Source organism: Nostoc sp. WHI (genome assembly GCF_015714725.1).
Lineage (GTDB): Bacteria > Cyanobacteriota > Cyanobacteriia > Cyanobacteriales > Nostocaceae > Nostoc.
The window spans coordinates 1-22,547 of sequence record NZ_WBKM01000029.1 but is presented as its reverse complement, the minus strand read 5'-3'; the positions used below and the strand labels follow the sequence as shown (position 1 = coordinate 22,547).

General features: G+C 42.8%; 18 protein-coding genes and 1 pseudogene. 6 read left to right on the top strand and 13 right to left on the bottom strand.

What is annotated here, in order from left to right:
- Window position 1 precedes the first annotated feature (1 nt).
- Complete coding sequence (locus F8S12_RS02935) at window positions 2–1,426, bottom strand: peptidoglycan-binding domain-containing protein (RefSeq protein ID WP_331001338.1); 1,425 nt, start codon at window positions 1,424–1,426, stop codon at window positions 2–4.
- Window positions 1,427–1,647: 221 nt separating this feature from the next.
- Between F8S12_RS02935 and F8S12_RS02930 the strand changes: the two genes are divergently transcribed.
- Window positions 1,648–3,414 carry an MHYT domain-containing protein gene (locus F8S12_RS02930; RefSeq protein WP_196514724.1) on the top strand — a complete coding sequence of 589 codons (1,767 nt, stop codon included), beginning with the start codon at window positions 1,648–1,650 and terminating at the stop codon, window positions 3,412–3,414.
- Window positions 3,415–3,436: 22 nt separating this feature from the next.
- Here the strand turns inward: F8S12_RS02930 and F8S12_RS02925 are convergent, their stop codons facing one another.
- The 4 genes from F8S12_RS02925 to F8S12_RS02910 form a co-directional block, all read right to left on the bottom strand.
- Complete coding sequence (locus F8S12_RS02925) at window positions 3,437–3,946, bottom strand: SH3 domain-containing protein (RefSeq protein ID WP_196514733.1); 510 nt, start codon at window positions 3,944–3,946, stop codon at window positions 3,437–3,439.
- Window positions 3,947–4,175: 229 nt separating this feature from the next.
- Window positions 4,176–5,687, bottom strand: coding sequence for an AAA family ATPase (locus F8S12_RS02920; protein WP_196514723.1), 1,512 nt, complete (start codon window positions 5,685–5,687; stop codon window positions 4,176–4,178).
- A gap of 91 nt (window positions 5,688–5,778) precedes the next feature.
- Entirely contained in the window at window positions 5,779–6,246 is a 468-nt protein-coding gene (locus F8S12_RS02915; protein ID WP_196514722.1) for a hypothetical protein, read from the bottom strand.
- A gap of 535 nt (window positions 6,247–6,781) precedes the next feature.
- Window positions 6,782–9,790 (bottom strand): bifunctional YncE family protein/alkaline phosphatase family protein, encoded by a 3,009-nt coding sequence (locus F8S12_RS02910; RefSeq protein WP_230967748.1) that lies wholly within the window; start codon window positions 9,788–9,790, stop codon window positions 6,782–6,784.
- Window positions 9,791–10,379: 589 nt separating this feature from the next.
- Here F8S12_RS02910 and F8S12_RS02905 point away from each other — a divergent pair.
- Window positions 10,380–12,098, top strand: coding sequence for an iron uptake porin (locus F8S12_RS02905; RefSeq protein WP_196514721.1), 1,719 nt, complete (start codon window positions 10,380–10,382; stop codon window positions 12,096–12,098).
- Between the two features lie 132 nt (window positions 12,099–12,230).
- Here the strand turns inward: F8S12_RS02905 and F8S12_RS02900 are convergent, their stop codons facing one another.
- Window positions 12,231–12,467, bottom strand: coding sequence for a hypothetical protein (locus F8S12_RS02900; protein ID WP_196514720.1), 237 nt, complete (start codon window positions 12,465–12,467; stop codon window positions 12,231–12,233).
- Window positions 12,468–12,713: 246 nt separating this feature from the next.
- Between F8S12_RS02900 and F8S12_RS02895 the strand changes: the two genes are divergently transcribed.
- Window positions 12,714–13,427: a DUF547 domain-containing protein gene (locus tag F8S12_RS02895; RefSeq protein ID WP_331001337.1), complete on the top strand. Its 714-nt coding sequence runs from the start codon at window positions 12,714–12,716 to the stop codon at window positions 13,425–13,427.
- Here the strand turns inward: F8S12_RS02895 and F8S12_RS02890 are convergent.
- On the bottom strand, window positions 13,412–14,173 hold the full coding sequence (locus F8S12_RS02890) for a TIGR04283 family arsenosugar biosynthesis glycosyltransferase (protein ID WP_196514718.1): 762 nt from the start codon (window positions 14,171–14,173) through the stop codon (window positions 13,412–13,414). The genes F8S12_RS02895 and F8S12_RS02890 overlap by 16 nt on opposite strands.
- Before the next feature lie 192 nt (window positions 14,174–14,365).
- On the opposite strand from F8S12_RS02890, the gene F8S12_RS02885 reads away from it, so the two are divergent.
- The gene (locus F8S12_RS02885) at window positions 14,366–14,920 is read left to right on the top strand and encodes a GNAT family N-acetyltransferase (RefSeq protein WP_196514731.1); all 555 of its coding nucleotides are present in this window, start codon (window positions 14,366–14,368) and stop codon (window positions 14,918–14,920) included.
- Window positions 14,921–14,937: 17 nt separating this feature from the next.
- The gene (locus F8S12_RS02880) at window positions 14,938–15,474 is read left to right on the top strand and encodes a hypothetical protein (RefSeq protein WP_196514717.1); all 537 of its coding nucleotides are present in this window, start codon (window positions 14,938–14,940) and stop codon (window positions 15,472–15,474) included.
- Window positions 15,475–15,567: 93 nt separating this feature from the next.
- Here F8S12_RS02880 and F8S12_RS02875 read toward each other — a convergent pair whose 3' ends face one another.
- The 3 genes from F8S12_RS02875 to F8S12_RS02865 all read right to left on the bottom strand — a co-directional run bounded on the left by F8S12_RS02875 (window position 15,568) and on the right by F8S12_RS02865 (window position 18,352).
- The gene (locus tag F8S12_RS02875) at window positions 15,568–16,158 is read right to left on the bottom strand and encodes a Uma2 family endonuclease (protein WP_196514716.1); all 591 of its coding nucleotides are present in this window, start codon (window positions 16,156–16,158) and stop codon (window positions 15,568–15,570) included.
- A gap of 145 nt (window positions 16,159–16,303) precedes the next feature.
- On the bottom strand, window positions 16,304–17,038 hold the full coding sequence (locus F8S12_RS02870) for an HAD family hydrolase (RefSeq protein ID WP_196514715.1): 735 nt from the start codon (window positions 17,036–17,038) through the stop codon (window positions 16,304–16,306).
- A 129-nt stretch (window positions 17,039–17,167) separates the two neighbouring features.
- The gene (locus F8S12_RS02865) at window positions 17,168–18,352 is read right to left on the bottom strand and encodes an RNA-guided endonuclease InsQ/TnpB family protein (RefSeq protein ID WP_196514714.1); all 1,185 of its coding nucleotides are present in this window, start codon (window positions 18,350–18,352) and stop codon (window positions 17,168–17,170) included.
- Between the two features lie 59 nt (window positions 18,353–18,411).
- Between F8S12_RS02865 and F8S12_RS02860 the strand changes: the two genes are divergently transcribed.
- Window positions 18,412–18,603 carry a hypothetical protein gene (locus F8S12_RS02860; protein ID WP_196514713.1) on the top strand — a complete coding sequence of 64 codons (192 nt, stop codon included), beginning with the start codon at window positions 18,412–18,414 and terminating at the stop codon, window positions 18,601–18,603.
- Between the two features lie 408 nt (window positions 18,604–19,011).
- Here F8S12_RS02860 and F8S12_RS02855 read toward each other — a convergent pair.
- From F8S12_RS02855 to psbB, 3 genes and pseudogenes are all read right to left on the bottom strand, one after another.
- A pseudogene (locus tag F8S12_RS02855) lies at window positions 19,012–20,100 on the bottom strand (30S ribosomal protein S1); the annotation flags it as partial.
- A 296-nt stretch (window positions 20,101–20,396) separates the two neighbouring features.
- On the bottom strand, window positions 20,397–20,501 hold the full coding sequence (locus tag F8S12_RS02850; RefSeq protein WP_196514711.1) for a photosystem II reaction center protein T: 105 nt from the start codon (window positions 20,499–20,501) through the stop codon (window positions 20,397–20,399).
- A 111-nt stretch (window positions 20,502–20,612) separates the two neighbouring features.
- Entirely contained in the window at window positions 20,613–22,142 is a 1,530-nt protein-coding gene (psbB, locus tag F8S12_RS02845) for a photosystem II chlorophyll-binding protein CP47 (protein WP_196514710.1), read from the bottom strand.
- Window positions 22,143–22,547 lie beyond the last annotated feature (405 nt).

The window sequence follows — 22,547 nt, the reverse complement described above, 5'->3', positions numbered from 1 at the left end:
TTTAATTGTATTTTACTCGTGCATCAAGACCATAGGAGCGGAGCATTTTCGTTAGCGTTTCTGCTTCGGCGCGATCGCTAAATGCCCCAGCATTCACATAATCCCCTAGATTGGATTTCTCTGTAGCAGCATCGGGTATATACTGTCGCACTTTACTCAGAGTATCATTATTAGAAATTGGCACTATTACTTTGTAAGGATTATTAGCAACTAAGGTGTTGCCATTAATCTTAGGTATTACATAATCATTAGTCGGAGGTAATGCATAGCGATTATTGTCAGGGATTATATAGCCATTGGGAACAGGTACTACATAGCGATTAGTCCCAGCAGAATTACCCACATTTGAGCTATCCAACCCTAATGCTTGCCAAGTTTGCATATCTACATTTCCAGTAGAATTAAGTCGAGAATATTGCTGGAATCCAATTACAGATTGTCTGGTGTAATCGTTGAAATAGCCATCAGGATTGGTATTAGAAAAGCCTAACTGCAATAAACGCTCTTGAACTAATCTGACATTTTCTCCTTGATCGCCCACAGTGAGATAATTTCTGCTTGGTTCTTGATTAGGATATCCACCATTTGAGGCTATACGGACTGCCTGCAAGACTTGGGCATTGGCGATGCCATCAACAGGTAGTCGATAATTTCGCTGGAATTGGCTGACAGCTTCTCTAGTCATTGGGCCAATATTCCCAGTGGGATTAGTATTAAAGTAGCCCAGCTGCCGCAAACGCGCTTGTAGTTCTCTCACTTGTTGACTAGAGAGACTTGTTCTGCCTGGATTCGGAGAGGAACCTAGTAGTGCATTCCAAGTTTGTCGATTCACAATTCCATTAGTAGGTATACGATAATTTCGCTGGAATCGGATGACAGCTTCTTTAGTAATTTGCCCAAAATTCCCAGTGGGATTAGCATTAAAGTAGCCTAACTGCCGTAGACGCTGTTGCAACCTTGTCACGGCTGCACCAGTATTGCCTTGAGAAAGAACAGGATATGTGCTACTGGTATTCCTACTAGAAGTTCTACTTTGACAGGCTTGTTGCAAGGCTCGTTGAGTACTAATACCAACAATCCCATCAGCAGGTATTCTATTAGCTTGCTGGAATTTGATCACAGCACTTTGAGTCAAGCTAGCAAACTTGCCACTTACCGGGCCATTAAAGTAGCCTAACCTTTTTAAACACCTCTGGTTACTGCTAACTCCAGCCCCATTACTTCCTATTTTCTGAAGTGCGAAAGCTTGCCCAGCAATACTCAGAAGCCCCGTAATCAGTGCCACAGACAAAAGACGCATTCCCGCACCGCTAGATAACTTTTTCCAATTCAAAAATTTGAAATTAGCTACGTTAGGAACAACCTTGATGCTTTCGGATGCCTCGGAGACTGAGGCAAGCTTGGTTAAATCTACCCCTGTTTTCACTTGCTTTTTTGAAGTTATGACTATACACAATGATACCAGCTTCTCTGTGTTGTGTTTGCTTTTTGTATGATTCTTTATAAGTAATTTTCCAAGGCTGATATGAAATACAAGCTTCTGTTACGGGAAGAATAAGCAATGTAAAGCTTTGGAGGCTTGTTTTCTATTTGCCTGACAAATAGTGGTTTTAGTCTTCCATTGAATCGCGGACAATACTCAAGCTGATGCTCCACGGTATCTACGATATTCGCTTAGTCTTATTTTCAGTTGCGATCGCCATGCTTACGGCTTACACCACACTTGATCTAGCTAGAAGAGTGACAGATGCTAAATCACAGGAACAGTGGAGGTGGCTGCTAGGGGGAGCGATCGCTATGGGAATTGGCATTTGGGCAATGCATTTTATTGCGATGCTGGCGTTCAGTCTGCCGATTCCGATTGAATATGAGTGGTTAACAGTTTTGATTTCAGTGCTACCTGCAATTTTAGCCTCTGGATTAGCCCTGTATCTAGTTAGCCAGCCAGAATTTGGTATTGTACGGTTGTTGATTGGTAGCCTCCTGATGGGCACAGGGATTAGTACAATGCACTACATCGGTATGGCTGCTATTCGTTTACCAATCAAAATGTCTTATGACTTGAGTGTGGTTGGACTTTCCATTGCGATCGCTATTCTCATCTCACTAATTGCTCTCTGGCTAGGGTTTAACCTCAAAGCTAATAATACAGTAACAGGACGCTTTTTGAGGATTGGCAGTGCAATTCTCATGGGTGCTGCCATTCCGTCAATGCACTACATAGGCATGATGGGTACTCATTTTTCAGTAGTCGAATCGGTCGAGTTTTCAGCAGTTGATACTGTTGCAACTTATTGGATCGCTGCGATTATTGGCTTATTTACATTATTCCTTCTAGGATGGATGCTGATCACATCTTTTTTCAACGAACAATTAAGTGTTCAACTAGTCAAAACAGCTGATCTTAAAGAAAACGAAGAACGTCTCAAACAAGCCTTACAAAATCAAGAAGCGCTAGCTGCTTTAGCTCAGTCTCGCTCTGAAGAATTAGAAACAGCTATGTTGGCACTTCAGAAAGCTCAATTACAATTTATTCAAGCAGAAAAAATGTCGTCTTTGGGACAAATAGTAGCGGGAGTTGCTCATGAGATTAACAATCCGGCTAACTTCATTTATGGAAACCTGTTTCATACGGAAATTTATCTGCGACAACTCTTAGAATTAATCAACACCTATCAGCAACATTACCCTAAACCAGTGCTTGCGGTTCAAGAAAAAATGGAGTCTATTGATATACCATTTTTGCTAGAAGATTTACCTAAATTACTCGAATCAATGCAAGCCGGAGCCAAGCGGATTAAACATATTGTGGAATCCCTGCGTAACTTCTCTCGTCTAGACGAAGCACAATTAAAGGCTGTGGACATCCATGAAGGGCTTGATTCGACATTGCTTATTCTTCAGAATCGTATTAGTTATACGTCGAACAATCAACCAGAAATTATTGTAATTACAGAATATGGTAATTTACCCCTAGTCAATTGCTATCCAGGACAGTTAAACCAAGTTTTTTTCAACATCTTGACAAATGCTATTGATGTGTTGGAAGAAAAGTTGATGAACTTAAAATTACAGTCCAGTTTTACGCCTTTAATTCGGATTAGAACAACCGTTCACAAAGTTGGTTGGGTCAACATTCAAATTTTCGACAACGGTTCTGGCATTAGTGAAGACGTGAAAAATAAAATCTATGATCCCTTTTTCACAACTAAACCAGTTGGACAAGGGACTGGATTGGGGTTATCAATTAGCTATCAAATTGTCGTTCAAAAACATGGTGGTAAGCTCAACTGTATTTCTGCCAAGGGACAAGGAACTACTTTTCAAATTGAGCTTCCAATTGATGTATTGATACATACTTCTTGTTTTATAGGAAAGGAATTTCAAGTAGATCCAGATGAAGTTATTGAGTAAATACATCTGATTTTTTAGGCTATTATTCAGCAACTTTTTCAGTATTGCCTGCTTTTACCCAACCTTCTTGTTCGCTATCTTCCAAACGGATCTTTTGCCAGGATTTGTCCTCGCTTTCTTCCAAGATAATAATTTTTTGATTAAAACCAACCCCACCAATACGTTCAGCTTCTTGATTAGGTTGCGATCGCAAACTCAAGCCTTCAGCCCAACTAACACGCCCTCGGTAAGCTCCCGATGGCAATGGCTTTGGTGATGGGGTAGTCTTAGGTGATTCTGTGGGAGTGGAGGTTGAGGTTGGAGACGATTCCGTATTCGTCCCAGGTGTAAGGGTGGACTTAGCTTCTCCAGGCTGGGTTGCTTTTGGAGCTTGGGCTTTTTTTACCGAGAGGCTATCATTGGAAAAAACGGGCTTGGCTGGGGGTATGCCGGTGCGATTTATGAAATAGAGTGCAATTGCAAGGCCGCTACCAATTAAGACGGCGATCGCTAAGAAAACCCCAAGTATAAATTTTGTTAAGCCAGACAACATAATTAAAACCTGATCACCAATAGTCAATAGTCAATAGTAATTCATGATTAACTGTTGACCAAGAATTTCTTGATGGTACAAGCCCCCGGATTTATCCGTGGAATCAATCCAAAATCTAAAATCCTCAAGCCCCCGAATTTATCCGTGGGGTCAATCCAAAATCTAAAATCTAAAATCTAAAATCGAATGACCATTGATTAACTCATTATTGTAGCTGCCTCTGAATACGTTAGCGTAGCTTATCAAACGTATCCTTCAAAGGACTGTGTTTCGATGCCAAACGCGCTCTCCCCGCCGCCGCCCATTCTTGAAGTTGCTGAATTTGTTCTACGGCAGTTCGTGCCAAGGGTATGATCTGACTAGCTGCTTCTAAAACGTCATCTGTTGCAAAGTCGCGGTTTTGGCTAAATCCAATATGCATCGCTTCAATTAAAGTTTGCTCAATCTCTGCCCCAGAAAAATCGGGTGTCTCATAAGCTAACCTTTCGATGTCATAGCTTTTCAAGTTATGGGGGCGCAATCGAGATAAATGAACATCATAAATTGCTTTTCTTTCTTCTTGGGTGGGCAAACCCACAAAGAAAATTTCATCAAATCGCCCTTTGCGGAGCATTTCCGGCGGTAAGGCTTGGATGTCGTTAGCGGTGGCGACGACAAACACGGGTGAGGTTTTTTCGGCTAGCCAATTAATAAATGTGCCAAACACCCGGCTGGCTGTTCCAGCATCACCTTTGCTACCAACTCCGGCAAAGGCTTTATCTATTTCATCAATCCACAAAATACAGGGAGCGAGGGCTTCAGCCACTTGGATCATTTGGCGAGTGCGAGATTCTGATTCACCCACTAAACCACCAAATAACCTTCCCACATCCAGACGTAGCAAGGGTAAATGCCAGTGATGAGCGATCGCTTTTGCCGTTAACGATTTACCAGTTCCCTGAATGCCCACCAACATTAAACCACGAGGGTGTGGTAATCCGTACTGTCGCGCCTTTTCAGTAAAGGAGCCTCCCCGACGGATCAGCCAGTCTTTGAGGTTATCAAGTCCGCCAATATCAGAAATTTGCTCAGTGGCGGGGTAGAAGTCCAGAATTTGGGTTTGGCGGATCGTTTGGCGCTTTTCTTCCAAAACGAGATCCACGTCTTCTGGTTGCAGTTCACCGTGGGTAGCGATCGCTTTTGCCAAAACTCGGCGAATCCGTTCCATCGAAAGTCCTTGACAAGATAGCACTAAGTCATCTAAAACTTTGCCAGAAAGGGAGTTACTAGTGCTTTGCAGTAAGCGTTCTACCTCAATTTTAATTTCTGGGGCGGCGGGTAAGGGAAACTCGACGACTGTCAACACTTCGCTTAAGTCGTCAGGAATGGCGACGCGTGGCGACAATAGGACAATATTTTTTGGTTGCGACTTCAGGAGTCGGGCGAGGTTGCGGAGTTTGCGAGCGATCGCTACATCATCTAAAAAGCGATGATAATCTCGGAGAATCAATACCGCAGGTGCGGAAGCTGGTAATTTTTCGATAAATTCTAAAGCTTGCAACGGGTTACGCCGCCCAAACCCAGCATCGTTGGGGTTTCCCTGGTAGCCATCAACAAAATCCCAAGTATACACTGGGCGATTACCCTGATTAGTTGCTTCTTCCCGGATAGCTGCTTCTACCCGCTCTTCTTCATAGGTGGGAATATAAATTAAGGGATAGCGGGCGCGTAGCAGCAGTTTAAACTCTTCACGGAAGTTCATATATAGTTGTGGTTCTTAGTTATTCTGCTTCAAAAAACTTACTCAAACTTACTTAATACTAATTAAATAAATTTAATGTTTTCTTCCCATGTCAACCAAGGCAGTCGGCTACTTCTGGCAATCTTATTAACTTGCCGGGATTGATTACAACTCGGTTAGTAAACAGCAGTGCTGGCTGACCTTTTTCTAGATAGATACCAGCAGTTTTGTACAAGGTGAATGAATCACCTTTTTTCTTAGACTTCTTCTTTGGGAACTTTCCTAACCCTTTGCGCCACCTCGAAAAAGCATCCTTCAAGTCAATAAATGCTGATTGATACACTGTGGATGGATACAATTTCATCCACGTATATTCAGGTCTTTGCATCGTGACTTGGGTGAATACTTTTTTGATAGCATCAATGCGCTTCGAGTCAGAAGCTTTTATATTCTCGAAACTCCAAGATGCAGTTAGTAGTCCTAACCCAAAGTTGTAAACAAACCGCTTAAAACCAGCATTGCCGCGCATCAAGGAAGTTTCAACATTATTTAGTTTTAACTCTCGACGGACGGCAAACATAACTAAACTTCTGCAAACTTGTTTGCTTGAAGCATACACTACTTGGAACAAGGATCAACACCTTGAGCAATTAATTTTACTTTTTCCTTGTATTTGCGTAATCCATATATAGCAATCCGATTTGATTTTTGAACTTATCTGGGTAGGCAGGCAAGAGGCAAGAGGCAAGAGGCAAGAGGCAACGGGAAAGAATGCTCTTTGATCTGTACGGAGTTTTTTCAGAAATCAAATCATAGTCCTATAAACGACTGGAAAAGCAATGTACGATTGACAACAAATCTTGAACCAGTTCCTCGTGGGGTCTCTTTGTATCGTCTCTAACAACTAAAAAACCAACATCTACCAGTTCAAAGCGGTTGCAGTGCGATCGCTGTTTGGGGGATATTTTTTAAGGAGGCAGGAGGCAGGAGGAATCCCCCTCGCCGCTTTTGAACAGGCTCAGAAAATAGCGATCGCATCCCAAGCTATAGTATGGCATTTCTCTAACTGCTGAGGTTTATCAAAGGAAGCGATCGCTATTTTCTTCAACTACCTTTTAAGGAAGAGAAGCGTTTAAATTGCCCCATTTTTCGAGTAATTGGGGACGATGTTGACGTAAATCTGCATTGTTGCGATCGGTTGGATAAGGAACGCGATCGCCCTTAACTCCCGCCCAAAGAACGTGGTTAAAGGCATCTGTATCGAGCTTATCTTCAACTTCAAAGTAGAAATCTTTGGTTGCTTGTACCCACCACTGCTGATCATGCTGGGAGGGAATAGCTGCCGTTTTGACTACATTGGGATTTTGACAAGCTGGTACAAGTTTGGAATCCACCGGAGCTTTACACAAATTACCCGGCACGATCGCATTATAAGGTGTAAAGTTTGGGTTCCGAGTGAAGACATCTGACATTGGCTGGGCATTAGCATCATTCATCCCCAGATAGCCAATGTTTAACAAATCCTCCATCGTTCGGATCATCGTGACGGTGTTGTAGTTATTGCTAACCAAGGTTTTGCGCTTGGTGTAGGGTGAAATGACATAGCCTAGAGAGCGACTAGCATCAACATGATCTGGCCCATCCTGGGCATCATCTTCCAAGACAAAAATGGCTGTCTCTTTCCCATAAGGAGACTTGGAAATCGTTTCTACTAACAAGCCTAGCGCATAATCATTATCAGCCATTTGCAATTCCGGCGTATTCAATCCTGCCAAAGCATTGCCAAAAGCACCAAAATGATCGTGATCCAGGGCAATCATTGTTAAATTAGGTGGTTCTCCCTGCTTCTTGATGTAATCTTCCCAGTCGCGTCGCCACTCATTGAATGAATAAATATCGCTTTGCTTCTGGTCATATCCCCGAAAGTAAGTGTCAGTATTTCCTAACAGCGATGGTTTTGTACCTGGACTTTGCGGAATATTGGGATATGCTGTGGGGGAAACAGGGATATACAAAGGATTATTTGGGTCTGCCTTAGTTGGATCGCTTTGACCACTGCCATAGAAGGAAAGATCGGTTACGCAACCGTAGTTACGTACAGTTTTGCCAGCTCGGAGTGCCGCATCCCAAAGATAACCGCCAACTGTTCCTGGTTTTAAATCGTTGGCTCCCTCTGGCGCACTAATATCTACATCTCCCGGTAGAATCGAGGAGTTGCCCGTTGGGTCTAACACCCCTGTCAATCGAGTATTTAACTGTGTGGGAGCAGCGTTAGTTTGGGGCAAAGTAAGAATGACGTTACGGTTTTGTCCCTCATAGTCATAAGAAAAACCGCCGTTGCCATAGCTAACTGCAACGCTTTTCTCTGTATGGTCTGTGACTCGCCCAAAAGTAGACCAGCCCCAGCCGTTACCGCTCACTTCCCCGCTATCGTAGAAGTTATCGAGCGTCACATAATCAAGTGCCAACTGATGATGGTTAGGAGAAATTGCTTGGGGAAATACAGTTAATTGGGGATCGCCATTGCCAATAGGTAAATCACCGAGTACTTGGTCATAGGTGCGATTTTCTTTAATCACATAGACGATGTACTTAATCTTGTTCTGAAGAAATCTCATTATCCGGTCAGGACGGCGATTGTAAAAACCGTTGTTTTTATCTACCTGATTGGAAAGTGTAGCTAAAGTATTCCCCTTTGGTACTGGAATAATTGAGAGTCCAGCTTTTTCTAGAGCATAGATGTACTCATCTCTAAAAGTGGTGTTACGTGCTTGTCCGGTTACTGTTGTTCGACCAGCTGAAGGATTGGGGCCAGCAGTGCTTTTGGCGTTGACAACATACAGCTTTTGCCCGTCTTGACTGACACTTACAGAATTGGGATACCAACCAGTGGGGATACGTCCACTTACTTGGCTAGATTGCAAGTTCACAACAGCAACAGCATTCTCACCACCCAAGGTAACATAAAGTGTGCGTTCGTCTGGACTCAGAGCTAAGGAGTTGGGATTTGCCCCTTTGTACTTATCGCTCGGTCGAGACAGAGAAATGGTTTTCACGACACTATTACTATTAGTATCAATAACAGATACCGAGTCGCTGTTACCATTGGCGACAAATAGCAAGCTTTCGTCCGCCGAGAGTAGGATGTTGTTGGGTTGTCCGCCGACTGGAATTCGAGCGATCGCACCGGTTACAATATCCACAGCTAACACTTCATCATCGCGCAGACTACTAACAAAAGCTTTGGCGGCTGCACCATTTTTCGCGTTCTTAATGGCAACGCCAAAGGGGAATTCTCCAGTTGCTACCTGCTTACCGGGAACAAACAGCTTCACCTCGCGGGTAACTTGACGGGTAGCAGTATCAACAATGGTTATTGAGTCATTTTCGATATTAGCAGCCACCAAAGTCTTACCATCTCGACTTACGGCAACGCCTGACACGATTGGACTGGTATCGTAATCTTTAGCTGGAGTACCGCTTAACAAACCGCCAGCGTGTTTGAGCAAAATGAAGGGAGCGTCTGGAACGTATTTACTATTATCAAATTTATAAACATAAACGCGATCGTCTAGCCCACCTGAGATATAAAATCGGTTACTGTCTTTTGCCCAAGTTAAGCCAACATAAGTTCTAGGGATATTAATCTGTTGTTTCTTAACTGGAGTGCCACTGCTGACATCAAAGACAAATACCCACTCTGCGTTAGTTGTCTTGTCGCTAGTGGGTTTACCAGTGCTAGAGTCAAGGATTGAGTAGGTAATATCCTCTCCCGTGGTTTCGTTTTTGAAACCCAGGTTATGTCCGCTAGTTAAGACAAGCAGGGTTTTGCCGTCGGGACTTAAGGTAGTAGTTACAGCTTCGGCTGCGTCAGCATTAGTATCTGACCGCAAACCTGTAGCTAGGCGGATAAAAGTCGAGCCGGGAGCGGCTGTAGGTGTAATAACTAAACCTGTGGGTAGTATGGATGCACCACCAGGAAGAGAACCAACAGGACTAGTAAGTTGAGCTCTAATTGGCTCGATACTGACTATAAGTATTACTGCTGCCATCAGCAGACTAAGGAGGAGATATCTCTGCCGTTTGAAATTTATCATGAGATACCGAAAATTGGTAATAGTCATGAATATTAGTAAAAACAGGTTGTGTTAAGGGAGAGATGAGGTTAAGCGTAGGTAAAGAATAGTGCTTCATATCCGAGCGATCGCGCCACACTTATAAGATTTATACAAGAACTCTCTAAAACTCTTATTACTTCATATCCTTTGAGGACAATCAGGCGGTTGAGTATAACGCAATACGCTTGGGTTAATGATATTTAGTGTTCGGAGATCCCCCCAACCCACGCCACTTGCTTCACTTGGGGAGACCCCAGCCGCTCGATGACTCGCTACCGCTTCGCTATCGCTTTTAGCGTCTCCCAAGGGGAGAAGACCGCAGTGGCTCCCCTTAAAAAGGCTTGCTCATATCTCTTTTACCCCCTTAAAAAGGGGGTCGCCGCAGGCGGGGGGATCTTAACTCAAGCGTATTGGAGTACAACAAAGCTTTAATTTTCAAAAGTTAAAGCGGTAGTTAATCAGATTTAATCTAACCTTAATGCAACGATTCTACTTTGGCTATAGCTTTTGATCTCATACATCTAGGAAAATTTGCGGACTAAGTTAATGTCAGAAATCCTAGAGATGACAGTAAATTTGGTGTGAGGAAACAAAAATGTCAAAGGCTGCTTGCAATGCTTTAAAGGTAAGTTTTGCTTTACTTAGTGCTACTCTATTAACAGCTAACAAAAGCTTGGCAGCAGATTTAGCAATTGACAAACGATCGCTCCACAAAGCTGCTCTAGAGTCGAATCTAATCCAAGCTCGCAATGTTTTAATAGCTCAGATACCAACTACTGATTCCCAAACATCCAGCACTTTAAAGCAGCTCAATCAACACCGCCAAACTCCTTCCACACCTAAATCCATCGCGCAGGTAACTTCAGTTTCTCAGCTTTCTGATGTTCAACCTACAGATTGGGCATTCCAAGCACTACAATCTTTAGTTGAGCGCTATGGTTGCATTGCTGGATATCCAAACAGTAGCTATCGTGGTAATCGAGCGCTGACTCGTTACGAATTTGCTGCTGGCTTAAATGCGTGTCTAGATCGCGTTAATGAGCTAATTGCCACTACTACATCTGACCGAGTGAGCAAAGCAGATTTAGCTACACTGCAACAGTTACAGTCAGAATTTGGATCTGAACTTGCCACCTTACGGGGCCGAGTCGATGCTCTCGAAGTTAGTACAGCACAACTGGAAGCAAATCAGTTTTCTACTACTACCAAACTTGTTGGCGAAGCTATCTTTTTCCTTGGGGGCGTATTTGGCAATACAACAGCTGATACAGACGATAATCCAGATAACAACCCCGACTTAAATGAGAATATCATCCTGGGCGATCGCGTGCGACTGGCTTTTGATACCAGCTTCAGTGGTAAAGATCGCTTGCGTATTCGCTTGCAAGGTAGAAACATTACGCCGTTTAATAACAATGTTACAGGGACACGGATGACCCGCTTATCCATTGATGGTGATAGTAGGAATAATGTAGAGGTAGATTACATTTACTATCGCTTCCCAGCAGGTAAGCAAACCTCTGTCACTGTTTCTGCTTTCAACACAGAACTGAGTGACATCATCTACACTCTTAACCCACTATTAGAAGGTAGCGGTAATGGTAGTTTCTCTCGGTTTGGACGATATAGCCCAATTTACCGAGCTTTTGGGGCAGGAGCAACAGTAGCCCATAAGTTTAACGACAATTTCAACTTAACTTTAGGTTATATGGCTCCAGATAGCGCCTCCCCCGTATCAGGTAACGGGTTTTTTAACGGTAACTATAGTGCTTTGGCGCAGTTAGTTTATAGTCCTAAAAAAGGTATTGACTTTGGCATAATTTACGCTCGCTCCTACTTTAGTGAAACCAGTCAAAGTGGCGTGAACCTGACTTTCACTACTGGTAGTGGCAATGCCACTCAACCCTTTGGCAATGTTGCTACATCAACGGACTCTGTGCAGTTGGGTACTAGCATTCAACTAAATCCGCGAGTCGTGCTTTCAGGTTGGGCAGAATATACCTTTGCTAACTCTCAGGTTAGCGATGATAATGCAGATATCTTCAACTTTGCAGTTAACTTAGCTTTTCCTGACTTAGGTAAGCGAGGAAATTTAGGTGCGATTATCTTTGGCATTCCTCCTAAAGTCGTTAATAACAGCATCAGTGCTAACGAAGACGATAATACCTCTTTTCACATAGAAGCTTTGTATCGTTACCAAATTACTGACAACATTGCAATTACCCCTGGTGTAATTGTGATTACCAATCCCGAACATAACGATAATAACGATACTATATACGTCGGAGGTATCCGCACAACCTTCAGATTTTAGTTGCAGTCAAAGTAGTTATAGCGTTTCCTAATCTAGTAAAATACAGCTTAATCTCACACCAATAAAGCTGTATTTTATCTCCCTTCTCCTTGCTAAAGCTTCGGTGTACAGTGTACATATAAGTATTTTAACTTACACCTTAGATGCATCGACGTGCACCTTAGATACATCGACCTGCACCTTAGATGCATCGACCTGCACCTTAGATACATCGACCTGCACCTTTGATGCATCGACGTGCACCTTTGATGCATCGACGTGCACCTTTGATGCATCGACGTGCACCTTTGATGCATCGACGTGCACCTTAGTTGCATCGACGTGCACCTTTGATGCATTGACGTGCACCTTAGTTGCATTGACGTGCAAAAATTAAATTACTCTACGTTACGCAATAATACCATGTCCGACTTAATACTTATGTCATTGCGAGGGTCGCGCGGCAATCTCAAACCTTTGCGATTGCTTCATTGCCTCGTTCCCAGTCTCTGACTGGGAATGCCTACTTTTAGGCTCCGCCTTCCTGACTCGCGGCAGCAGCCCAATGATGTGCATTTCCAGTCAAAGACTGGAAACGAGGTTTTAAAGCAGTTTTTGAATTCGGAGCGAACAGACGTGACAACTAACTTAATTGATTTTGAACCCTGGGATAGGCTACTTCGTCAATATGTCGATCAACATGGTCGTGTAGACTATGGTGCTTGGAAAAAAGAGCAACCTCAAGTCCTTAATGATTGGTTGTCGAGTAAAAAGCAATTGCCTCTCGAATCCAATTCCGACTATTTAGAGGAATTGACGTTATGGATTAATCTCTACAATGCTTTTACTATTTCAACTATTTTAGAGCGATACCCACTCAAGTCAATTCGCCCACAAATTCTAGGGCTTCCCAACTGGCTTGCCTTTCTGTGGTTTTTCCAACGCCGTGCTTATGAAATCTTTGGTAATCATTACAGCCTAGCTCAAATTGAGAACCAGATTTTGCGAGACAAGCTGCATGAGCCACGGATTCATTTTGCAATTGTCTGTGCTTCAATTGGTTGTCCTTTACTGCGTCCGGGAGCCTACTTTCCTGAGCACATCATTCAGCAGTTAGATGAAGATGCTCGTCGTTTCATCAATAATCCCGAAAAAGTCCGTTATGACATCCAAAGCAAAACGCTCTACTGTAATAAAATCTTCCAGTGGTATCGTCATGACTTTTGCAAGATTGCTCCTTCAATTCCAGAATACATCGGTTCCTACTTGAAAGCAGATTTGCCATTGACTGCTTCAACGCCGATATCTTATCTTCACTATGACTGGAGCTTAAATCAGCGAATGTCTTGATAAAACTGCTTAAGATAGTTTGCGTCAACCCCAATCCCCCACAAAATCCCGATGTAGAGGTAAATTGCCGTTGCTTTCCAGCTACCCCATTTTATTACACGGCGATCGCAGGTTTGAACTGTGCGGTTCACGAGAAAGATACGCCCCTTTTTCACCAATTTCAGACATAAATCTCCATCTTCCATAATTGGTAATGACTCATCGAACCCGCCGCAATCCCAAAAGTCGGTTCGACGACAGAACATTACCTGATCTCCAAACAAAAGGCGTAATCCTTTAAAAAACAGATGAGGTTTAAATAGTAGTGGTGCGTAGTAAGTTTTTAGATAATTATGTAGGGAAACGCCCCAACGAGTTGTTTGAGATCCTGCCATCAGAGAAATAAATCCCCCACAAGTAACTGTTGGATTTGCTAGGGTTTGTTCTATCAAGGTTATTAAATCATCTGGCACCGAAGTATCTGCATGGAGAAAACAAAGTATGTCTCCGGTTGCGCTTAATGCTCCATAGTTCATCTGAACAGAACGCCCAGTTTGATTGCAACAGAGAACCTGTGCATTTAACGTTTTATTGAATGATTCAACGCCAACTTCTTGCTTTGCGATCGCTAGTGTCTGATCTTTGCTGCCACCATCTACTATTATCACTTCCCTAGCAGGTGGATTAAGTAAAGTTAGTTGGCGCAATGTCCGCCCTAAGATAGTTGCTTCATTTAAAGTAGGAATAACAATCGAAACTTGGGACATACCGATTCTCCTTTGCGGTCTTTGAGTCTGGTACAGTTTGTTTACTTTATCTGATAACATCAAAGTCTGCTATGCACACGCCAGTCGCTACAACGGAGGAGACCTCCCTCCGGGTTCGCCAGTTCCTTTATGCCGGGGAACCCGTCCACCGGACTGGCTCACCGCAACGTGCTGGCTCACAATTTTGGTGCGATGCGAACAAAAGTAAAACTAATTCGCGGTCAAGATAGCATGGCCGTGAAAGCAGATTTAGTAGAATTAGTGCAGAAGCACGCCAATGATTATGCCTCCGCGTGGAAAGAACAATTAAGATTGTACGGACAAGAAGATAAATTTTGGGACTGGGAGTTTAAACTTCAGTTCGTTATTAGCAGACAACCAAATCGCGAAGGCTATGCAATTGAGTACGAAGGCGAAACTCAAGGGTTAATGCTGATTGAAACTCAAATGCACGGTTCGCGTCTCAGTGAAGGTAAACGTCTGGTATACCTTGATGGAATTGCTTCCGCGCCTTGGAACCGGGAATTTATCCAACGCCCTCCAAAATTAAAAGGTGTTGGTACTGCACTCTTAACATTTGCCAGAAACCGTAGTGTAGAACTAGGTTATGAGGGTAGAGTTGGGTTGCATTCGCTACCAGGAGCAGAAGAATTTTATGATAATCAAGGGATGATTGATTTGGGAGAGGATGAAGATTACGAAGACCTAGTTTATTTTGAGTATGGAGTTCGTCGTTCTTCTGAATAGGTAGCGAGGTTAAGTTAATGAGTCAGGAAGAACCTAATTACAATCAAAGCGCCTTTAATCAAGAAAACACAGTAAATCCGATAAATTTATTGTTTGATGAAGAATGGTTGCGAAAAGGTGTTGAAGCTGAGGAGAAAGTCGGTGGTAACATTGGTGCTGGATTGGATTGGGGTTCTGGATTTGGCGACCTAATGCTTAACCTCGAACTTTTGGGACGTTTAACAACATTACGTATTTCTCTTAATCGAGAAGTGCGGTTGCTGCTGAATGATTGGAATTTAGGAACAGCTACAAAAATTGCGGTAAAAACTGCAAGAGAGAAATTACTTCAAAGATTAAGATTACCTGCACCAGAAGTCAAAGAACACATACTTATTGTTTTGGGAAAAGATGAACTTTATGGCGAAGAGTTTATCTCTAATCGAGAGATACTGCGCGAATTGCTTGCAGTGTTGTTGAAACAAGAAGATTGGGAAACTATTGCAGCAGTTGCAGGAGATTCGTTAAAAGAGCGAATTATGTATCAAGTTTCTGTTGAAAAAATTTCAGCATAAGTCATAGATTTAAGAATCTACTACTGCAAATTAACATTAGTTTTGAGAATGCGATCGCGCGTCAGCTAAGTCAATTGCCAATGCTAAAATAAGCTAAAGTTGTGATGTGATTCCAGGCGGTAACATTTCCAAAACCGCAATGCTCAAATCAGGAAAACTTAAGGGCGAAATAGTCGCATTTTCTGCCAAAATCACTTTGCTTTGATAGCCATCCTGAGTTGGTTCTCGAAAGACGTGCAATTGACGACCAACCACATCTAACACCCAATAATCTGTAATTCCCGCCTGAGAGTAAGCTTGAGCTTTGATTCGACAATCTAGTTTCAGGCTACTTTCTGCTACTTCAATAATCAGATAAACTTCTGTGGGAGTGGGATGGTGGTCTGCGTAGGCTAGGGGATCTACTTTAACGACAGCAATATCCGGTTCTGGTTCAGACCGTGCGTTTAACTTTACTGGGTCTTGAACGGCTACCCAAGCCCGATTTCCTAGTCTGTTTTGTAGTAGCTTATTTGTTCTTCCTACTGCTGAAGTATGGGCTGTCCCTTTAGCAATCTTCCAAATTATCTTTCCTTCTAGGAGTTCTACTCGTTCATCTGCACCAAAAATCCCAGCCTCAGCCATCCGGTGGTATTCTTCAACTGTCCACAGGCGAAGTTTTAATGTCGTTTCTGTGTTTTGCATGGCTTGTTTAGCTACTATGAAGAGTATTTAATATCCTAGCATCTTTAACTTGACATATTAATATAATTGTGCTAGCTAATCAATATATTTGGCTATGGCTGGGATAAGTAGTCTTTTGGTTAAGAAATTCAGTTAGAAAGCTGAATCAATCTTCTAAAATCTGGATTTCATCAAGTTGATTAATCACCACATCTGCACCTCGGACATTATCCGACTTCCCTACCCAAGTGATACCAATACAACCTGCGGCTTTAGCATCACGTGCCATTTGCATATCACCAACTGAATCACCCACCATCAATGTAGCGCCTGGTTCAACTCCCAAGGCTTGGCAAGCTTGCAAAAATAGCACTGGATCTGGTTTACTGGGGCCTTCATCCACTCCCATTTCTAGCTGGAAATAATCACTTAATTGGTGATTGGCTACAAAATTACGTACTTCACTAGTTGTTGCAGCTGAGAGGATGCCGAGTTTTAAACCCGCTTCTCGGAGATATTTCAACAAGTCTAAGCTACCAACAAACAGTGGTGAAGGAGTTTGTCCAATGTATTTTTCCGCTTCATCTAAAGCTTGACGGGCTATTTTTAAAGACTCAAACCATCCTTTTCCAGTTTCGGCAATATATGCCGCAGCTGCAACTTCTGTTTCGCGGCGACTCGCCACTGAAACTAAACCTGCTAAATCTAGACTATTCCCATTAACGCCAAATGCCATTAATAGCGGTTCCCCAATACCGGGAATTTGCGCGTCTATCAACCTCGCTGCTCTCTGTGCGAGCGATCGCAAATACGTTTCTGAGTCTTCCAGAGTACCATTTTTGTCAAACAAAATTGCCTGTATATTATAAAAAGTGATGTTTTTACATTTAATGGTTGTCAAAATATTTCACCTCGCTCATTTAGTTATGAGTTATGAATTTTTATTCCTAATTCTTAACTCCTAACTCTTCACTTCTAACAATTCTCCATTTGACACTCCCCGTACCTAAAGGTACGGGGATTCTGTAATCTACCTCGTTACTTGCTCCAATAGGCTTTCGTCTAAAAGAGTAGAGGTTGCGAGTCCTACAGCGTTACTTTGGACGTGCCCCGTCCTAGCTTGTCTTGCAAGATTTAAAATGTTAATTGCTGCGTTTTCATCTCTATGCAAATTGCATCCACAACTACAAACATGGGTGCGAGTTGATAGAGATTTTTTCACAATCACACCACAATTACTGCACTTTTGCGAGGTGTAATGTGGTGCTACAGCAACCGCTAATTTACCAAATTTACCAGTAAAATACTCAATCCATTGCCTAAACAAATACCAGCTAGCGTCAACAATTGACTTAGCCAAACAATGATTTTTAAGTAAGTTACGCACTTGCAGGTTTTCATAGGCTACTAAGTCGTTAGACTTGCACACGTTACGCGCTATTTTCTTAGCGTGTTCATTCCGTTGCCTACTTATTCTTAGGTGCTTTCTGGCAAATATAGCTCTAGTTTTTTTACGTCCTGATGAACCTTTTTTCTTTTTGTAAATGCGTCTTTGAGCGTGTTTAATGGATTTCTCAGCTTTTCTGAAAAACTTTGGATTAGCTTCAAGATGTCCATTAGAATCGGTGTAAAAACTTTCAATTCCAACATCTAAGCCGATTTCATTACCTGTGACAGGTTGAATATCTTTAACTTCAGCATCAATACAAAACTGACAGTAATAGCCATCAGCACGGCGCACCAATCTAACACGCTTAATTGATTTAACTAGATAGGTTTGGATATCCCATTTACCTAACAATTTCAACTCACCAATACCTTTTTTATCAGTAATGGTAATACGGCGTTTGGTTGGGTTTAACTTCCAGCCAGATGTCTTGTACTCAACAGAGCGATTATCATGCTGGAATCTGGGATATCCTTTCTTGCTGGATATCTTCTTCTTGCAGTTATCGTAAAATCTTGATATTGCTAACCATGTTCTTTCGGCTGATGATTGTACAGCCATAGAGTTTAAGTTAGCTACAAATTTAAATTCGTTACGTAGTTCTGTTGAATACTTATTCAAAGCAAACCTATCAATTTTTGCTTCTTTGGGTGCATCTATCCAATATCTCAAACATTTATTTCTGATGAATTGAGTAGTTTTGATAGCCTCCTCAATCGCTAAATATTGAAGTTTTTTGGCTTTTACTTTGTATTCTATAACTAGCAACTTGACTCACCCCCTTGTTTTATTTATACTATATCTAGTATAGGTGAATGTTCTAATATATGTCAACAGGTAAAGGTAAAAAAAGAATTAAAAATACTCCGGTTTTATACGATGAACCAAAAAAGAAAAGAGGAATCATGCTCACAGATACAGCTTGGCATTCTGTACAAGAGTTAGCTGTAAAAAACAATATTAGCGCTAGTGAATATTTAGAGGAGATAATTAGAAAATATTGCGTCACTGAGGCGTAAACGCATGATTGGCATCTTTCAACACGCAGCCTAAAGTACGAAATCCGCAACTACGTTGCTGTTTCTCAAGGGTTTTCAGCATTTTTCCTATAAAAAAAGAGGGAAAACCCTCTTTATACAATGCTTTGATACCCTTACTTAAAGACAAGTAAAACTATAAATGTATTACTCTTCAATAACTGCTAAAATCTGTTCTTCAGTTTCCGTAGCTGCTGGAATCTCTTCTTGTATTTCCGCAGATGGTGGAATTTCTTCTTCTATTTCCGCAGTTGGGGGAATCTGTTCTTCTATTTCCCTAGCTGCTGGAATCTCTTCTATTTCCGCAGTTGGGGGAGTTTCTTCTTCTATTTCCGCCGTTGGAGGAGTTTCTTCTTCTATTTCCGCAGTTGGGGGAATCTGTTCTTCTATTTCCCTAGCTGCTGGAATCTCTTCTATTTCCGCAGTTGGTGGAACTTCTTCTTCAAGTTCCGCAGCTGGGGGAATATCTTCTTCAAGTTCTGCAGCTGGTGGAACTTCTTCTTCAAATTCCGCAGCTGGTGGAATATCTTCGTCTGCTACAACTTCTGTCGGTGCAGCCGATGCAGCACTGGCACCTTGCTGTTTAGCTAGTAGCTGTTCACGGTACTTAGCAGCCATTTCTTCTGCTTTGTCATAGACCAAATCCCGGTTTTTAATCATGTCACCGGGTTCGGGTTCTAACTGCTTGGTAGATAGGGAAATCCGACCCCTTTCTGCATCCAAGTCAATAATCATCACTTTCACTTCATCATTGACATTGAACACGCTATGAGGTGTATCAATATGTTCGTGGGAAATTTCAGAAATGTGCAGTAGACCACTGACGCCGCCAATGTCGATGAAAGCACCGTAGGGCTTAATGCCACGAACTGTACCAATTACTACTTCGCCAACTTCTAGGCGGTTCATCTTACGTTCAACCAACGCCCGACGGTGAGATAGAACTAAGCGGTTACGTTCTTCGTCCACCTCTAAGAATTTCAATGGCAGGTCTTCTCCTACCAATTCTTCTTTAGGTTTGCGGGTGCTAATATGAGAACCTGGAATAAAACCACGTAATCCCTCAATTCTTACCAATGCTCCGCCGCGATTGGTTGCAAATACGCCAGAACGTACAGTCGCATCTTCTGCTTGCAACTGTCGCACGCGCTCCCAAGCCCTCATATATTCAATACGGCGAATGGAAAGGGTTAACTGACCATCTTCATTTTCATCGGTAAGAATGAAAAATTCCCGTGTTTCGTTTGATTGTAAAACTTCTTCCGGGGCATCTACCCGGTTAATAGACATTTCTTGTATAGGTATATATGCTGCGGTTTTAGCACCAATGTCAATCAGAGCGCCGCGCGGCTCTATACTGAAAACTGTTCCTGGGACAACATCCCCAGGGCTAAAATGATAATCGTATTTGTCAAGTAGAGCAGCGAAATCTTCGTGAGTGAATCCAATTTCTATAGCGCTTAAATTCTGATTGACCATGCTGATATTTTCCTGGTTCTAGTCTCCGTAAAGGTTGTACGACAAGCGTGATGTGTTGTGCGATCGCTTCTATGGGCAATTTACACTTAACATCCTTTTTCATGCTAGCGCAGAAAAGCTAGTATTAACACATATCAACTCCCAAGATTGCGAATTATATCACAATATCAAAATGATTTGTTATTTACTTAGTAGTTAGAACTAACAAATGACAAATATAATAATATCCGTTGCCACTAAGTATGGTAGCAACGGATATTAACATTAAATGCTCTTAAAAGTCTGGTAATAGCGACCTACTTATCTTTTTTCTCAAAGCGAGGGGGTTCGCGAAATGCGATCGCAAAGAATAGAGTACCTATACACAAAGTAAAAATCAAGATGTACGCAACGCTTTCCATATTATGATTTCCTTGCCTATCCAGCCAGTGATTAAAGTTATGAGTGCTGAGTGCTGAGTGCTAAGTCAGAGCCTTAACTCCGAACTCAGCACTCATAACTCAGCACTGAAATTAAAGGGCTTCTTTCCGGCGGGTTGTTTTGTCACCCACTTTCTGGAATAGACCCCACTCAACTTGTTCTTCTAGATCCGCATCAACACCAGCAAACACATCTCGGTAGATTGTCCGAGCGCCATGCCAGATGTGACCAAAGAAGAACAGCAGAGCAAATACGGCGTGTCCAAAGGTAAACCAACCTCTAGGACTAGTGCGGAATACACCATCAGAGTTCAAGGTTTCCCGGTCAAATTCAAAAATTTCACCGCCTTGAGCCTTACGAGCATATTTCTTGACATCAGCCGGCTCTGTAAAGGTTTTACCATTGAGATCGCCACCATAGAAGCTGACGGTGACACCAGATTGCTCAAAGCTATACTTAGATTCTGCCCGACGGAAGGGAATGTCAGCGCGGACAATTCCATCTGCGTCGGTCAATATTACTGGGAAGGTTTCAAAGAAGTTGGGGAGACGACGCACGGTCAATTCGCGCCCCTCAGAATCTTTGAATACAGCGTGACCTTGCCAAGACTGGGCAATACCATCACCCTTGACCATCGGCCCTGTACGGAATAGACCGCCTTTGGCAGGACTATTGCCGACATAATCGTAGAAAGCCAGTTTTTCTGGAATCTGCGACCAAGCTTGTGTGAGGCTTGCACCTTGAGCAACGCTAGTTTGAACACGACGCTCAATTTCTTCATGGAAGTAGCTCTGATCCCATTGGTAGCGGGTAGGGCCAAACAATTCGATGGGGGTGGCAGCGTTACCGTACCACATAGTACCAGCAACAACGAAGGCGGCGAAGAAGACCGCTGCAATACTGCTAGAAAGTACTGTTTCAATGTTCCCCATCCGCAGGGCTTTGTAAAGCCGTTCGGGGGGTCTAACTGTGAGGTGGAATAAGCCTGCAATAATACCAACAACACCAGCAGCAATGTGGTGAGCCACAATACCACCAGGGTTATATGGGTTAAAACCATCTGGTCCCCATTCGGGTGCTACTGCCTGGACGGTGCCAGTTAGACCGTAAGCGTCAGAAACCCATATTCCTGGGCCAAATAATCCGGTGAGGTGAAAAGCACCAAACCCAAAACAAAGTAGACCTGATAAAAATAGGTGAATGCCAAACATTTTTGGCAAGTCTAGGGCAGGTTCACCAGTGCGGGGATCTCTAAAGAGTTCCAAATCCCAGTAAACCCAGTGCCAAACGGCAGCTAGGAACAAAAGACCGGAAAGAACAATGTGAGCGGCAGCAACGCCTTCAAATGACCAGAAGCCAGGATCACTTGTAGGGCCACCAGTAACGTTCCAACCACCCCAAGATTGAGTGACGCCCAAACGTGACATGAAGGGCAGGACGAACATTCCTTGTCGCCACATCGGGTTGAGAATCGGATCGCTAGGGTCATAAACAGCTAGTTCGTAGAGTGCCATCGAACCAGCCCAGCCTGCTACTAAGGCTGTGTGCATCAGGTGTACAGAAATCAGTCGGCCTGGATCATTCAGAACAACTGTATGTACTCGGTACCAGGGTAGTCCCATCGACTACGCTCCTCCTCGATGAATTAGTTTACAAAGCAATTTTCTTACTGAGATTCTGAGAAACGAAAGTCGCCACTCAGAAAACTCTCTCTTGTTTTTTGTTATTGCCAGAGCCAGAGTGTTAACACAGCTTAGTCTTATAAGTCAGACAGCGTGGACGCTTTGGCAATGCTTACTCGCTTCGGGAGGTTTACCCTATAGGGTAGCCATCGCCAAGCAAAAATGAGAATGTTTTAAAAAGTGTAACTATTGATGGAATTGTTTGCAAGCGTGTAAATTGATGCGATCGCGTAGCATACGCAAGTTTTTTCGCTACCAATGCCCATCACAGATTTAATTTGCTTATCTTTTCTTTCTGTGGGGAGTAGGGAGTAGGGGAGTAGGGAGTAGGGAGTAGGGAGTAGG